General features: G+C 70.5%; 2 protein-coding genes. Both read right to left on the minus strand.

Annotated features, from left to right (window positions below):
• Window positions 1-1382, minus strand: a 1382-nt coding sequence (locus AB0N07_RS49990; protein WP_365847532.1) for a sialidase family protein, incomplete at its 3' end; no start/stop codon positions are given.
• Between the two features lie 398 nt (window positions 1383-1780).
• Window positions 1781-3571: an ABC transporter ATP-binding protein gene (locus AB0N07_RS49995; RefSeq protein ID WP_365847534.1), complete on the minus strand. Its 1791-nt coding sequence runs from the start codon at window positions 3569-3571 to the stop codon at window positions 1781-1783.
• Window positions 3572-3681: the final 110 nt, after the last annotated feature.

Consider the following 3681-nt stretch of genomic DNA (forward strand, 5'->3'; position numbering starts at 1 on the left):
GCAAGGCCCTCGTAGTCGCCGAGGAAGTGGCCCCACCCGGCGTAGGGAGCCTGCAGCCAGTCGAAGACCCGGGAGATGCGGTGCTCACTCGGGTGGTCCTCGCCGCCGCACGGGAAGGTGGGCAGCCAGGCGGCGGTGGGCAGGGTGGTCGTGTTCCCGGCGGTGAGATAGCGCAGGTCGTAGTAGCTGATCGCGACCGTGCCGTGCCCGTCGACGGTGATGGAGGGCGTGAACGCCGGCGCGGAGGCAACCTGGTTGACCCGCTTGGGCCCGGACCAGGTCCGACCGCCGTCGGTGGAATGCGTCAGCTCGACGGAGTTGTAGGCCCCGCCGCTGAAGTCCGAGCCCTCGTAGGCGACATACAGCTCGCCGGTGTGCGGGTCGATCGCGACGTTGGGCAGATCGCCGCCCGCTCGCAGCGCCTTGCTCGTGTCGCCGGGGGCGTTGGGGTCGACCTCGGCGACGGCCGTGTCCTTGGCGAGGGTGACCGGCTTGCTCCAGGTGCGGCCCTGGTCGGTCGACTTGACGACGGCGAAGTGCAGGTCGGTCGGGGTGAAGGTGCCGGTGGTGTAGTCGATGTCGTACGTCTGCCAGTCGAAGACGTCGTAGAGGGTGTCGGTGCGCGGGTCGACGACGATGACGTTGCCGATGGTCTGCGAGTGCCGGACGACGGAGGTGTCCACGAACGGGCGGGCCTTCGACCAGTGCCGCCCGCCGTCGCGGGTGACGGAGATGTACGCGGGCCCGTCGTAGACCTGCGCGGAGTCGTCCTCGTCGATGCGGTCCCAGACCTGGTAGGCCACGCCCGGACGGACTGGGTCGGCGGTGACGGAGTTCTTGTCGTCGGTGAACTGGGCCTGCGTGTCGTCGATCAGCGGGGAGGTGTGCGTCCAGGTGCGCCCGCCGTCGTACGACGTCGAGGCGGCCACACCGTTGCGCGCGTCCGTGGCGTCGAAGACCAGCCCGCTGCCGTAGACCGTGCCGTCCGGGCCGGTGCTCACCCAACCGTCCGAGGCCCGCTGGTAGTCCAGCCCGCCGGGAGCACAGTGCGTGAACGGCAGCGGCGTCTCGGTGAAGTGCCGCCCGTCCTGGGTAGAGGTGGCGGTCAGCCCGCGGGCGCCGCCGTTGGACCAGCGGTCCTGCTGGAAGATCCCGACCGCGTCCCGCGCGTCCCGCGGGCTGACGGCCACGTACGGCTCGTCCTCCGCCGAGGCGTAGTTGGTGCCCGACCCGTCGCCGCTGATGTCGCAGGCGGCATACGGGTCACCGGGCGACACCAGGCTCACCGGCTGACCACCGCCCGCTGCCGCGTTGCCTACGGCAGCTGTGAGCAGGAATGCGGCGGCTGCGGCGACGACAGATGCTCTCGTACGGTTGCGCATGGCGATTCCCCCAACTTCCCGATTTTGGCCGGACTTGGGCTGTGCTGGCGCGAGTACTCCGTCCCGGCATCGAGGAGACACAGGGCGCCTCGCGAGCCTAACGCGGCCCAATGTGAAGGAAGTTGACGGAATCGGTCAAGGACACGTCAATATCGCGGATCGCGGCATGCTGCTGTCCAACGGTGACGGTGTGGCCCGAGGCCGTCGATGGGGCTCTTCCCCTTCGGCCCCGTACCCGCCGAGAGATCTTCGTGACTACGGTGATGGTCCGGATCGCGGAGCTGGCGGCACCTCGACGGGGGGCGGCAGTGGTCGAGGGCGGCGGCGAGCTGTCGCACCGCGTTCACGGGCGGCCCGCCGCCGGGCGAGGCTCCGGACTGCGGGAAGCTCGTTGCGTCCTACACCAAGGTGTCCGAGGCGGCGTCTTCGTCGCGTGCGGACTGGGCCAGTGCGGCGTAACGTCCGCCGAGGGCGAGGAGTTCGGGGTGGGTGCCGCGTTCGACGATGCGGCCCTGGTCGAGGACGACGATGTGGTCGGCGTGGCGCACGGTCGAGAGTCGGTGCGCGATGGTGATGGTCGTGCGTCCGGCGGCCAGGCGGTCCAGCGCCTCCTGGACCGCCCGCTCGGTACGGGTGTCCAGCGCGCTGGTGGCCTCGTCGAGTACCAGCACCCGGGGGTCGCGCAGCAGCACGCGGGCGATGGCCAGCCGCTGCTTCTCGCCGCCGGAGAACCGGTACCCCTGCTCGCCCACGACGGTGTCGTATCCCTCCGGCAGGCTCTCCACCAGGTCGTGGAGCTGCGCCGCGCGAGCCGCGGCGGCCAGTTCCCCGTCGGTGGCGCCGGGGCGGGCGGCGCGCAGGTTGTCCGCGATGCTCGCGTGGTAGAGGAAGGTGTGCTGGGTGACCACGCCGACTGTGGCGGTGAGGGTGGTCAGGCTCAGTTCGCGGACATCGATGCCGTCGATGCTGACCCGGCCGGCGACCGGGTCGTACAGGCGCGGCACCAGGTAGCCGAGGGTGGTCTTTCCAGCACCTGTGGCGCCCACAACTCCCAGGTGGGTGCCGGGCGGGAGGTCCAGATCGATGTCGCGCAGCACCGTGCGCTCCCCGTAGGCGAAGCGGACGCCTTCCAGGCGGACGTGACCGAGCGGACGGGGCAGGGGCGCCGGCCGCACGGGCTCCGGGATGTCCACCGGCAGGTCCAGGTACTCGAAGACGCGCTCGAAGAGGGAGAGCGAGCTCTGCACGGCGACTCCGGTCTGCAGCAGCTGTACCGAGGGCGCGAAGAGCGACTGCTGCAGGGAGGTGAAAGCCACCAGTGTGCCGACGGAGAGCGCGGGCACCCCGTGTGACGCGGTGAGACCGGCCAGCCAGTAGATGGTGATCGGCATGGCGAACATGATCAGTTGGATCACCGACTGCCGCCACCGCCCTGCCATGCTGGAGCGGATGGTGAGTTCGGTGAGGCGCTCCGACTCGAGCGAGAACTCCTCGGTGAGTGCTGCCCGGCGGCCCAGCACCCGGCCGAGCAGGAAGCCGTCGACCGAGAGCGACTCCTGGACCAGCGAGGAGAGCGTGGCGAGCTGTCCCTGGCGGCGGCGGGTGATCGCCCGCCGTTCCGCGCCGACCGATCGGCTGATCCAGACGAAGACGGGCAGCATGGCCAGCGACGCACAGCTCAGGCGCCAGTCCAGGACGACCATCGCCACGAGCGCCGAGACCAGAGTGGTGACCGAGCCGACGGTGCTTACGGCCACGGTGGTCACGGTCTGGCTCATGCCACCCACGTCGTTGGCGATGCGGGACTGGATCTCACCGGTGCGGGTGCGGGTGTAGAAGGCCAGGGACATGCGCTGCAGGTGGGTGTAGACGGCCCCGCGCAGGTCGTTCATCAAGCGCTGGCCGACGGTCAGCGTCAGATAGGACTGGACGACGCCTGCCGCGGAACCGAGGGCGGCGAGGACGAGCATCCCGCCCGCCAGAGCCGTCAGGAGCCCCGTCCGCCCCTGCGGCAGGGCCACGTCCAGCAGCTCGCGGAGCATCAGCGGTGGTGCCAGCGCCAGCACCGAAGACGCGGTGACGATCAGCAGGACCACGGTGAGCCGCCCGGTGTACGGGCGGAAGAGCCCGGCGACGCGGCGCGCCGAGACGCGCGGCGCCGGCTGTGCCGGCGGTGTCCGATCCTGCATGGTCCCCCTCCTGTCTGCCGTGCGGCCGAGCCGCGGGCCCCCCCGCTTGGCCGCCCCCGTCCCACACCCCTAACACCAAAACACAAATCACTAAAAACACACGCCCACAC

The sequence above is a fragment of the Streptomyces sp. NPDC051172 genome (assembly GCF_040682555.1).
Lineage (GTDB): Bacteria > Actinomycetota > Actinomycetes > Streptomycetales > Streptomycetaceae > Streptomyces.

Excerpts from the sequence above, each read along its gene's own strand:
- AB0N07_RS49995 (WP_365847534.1), bottom strand. The coding sequence starts at position 3,571 with ATGCAGGATCGGACACCGCCGGCACAGCCGGCGCCGCGCGTCTCGGCG.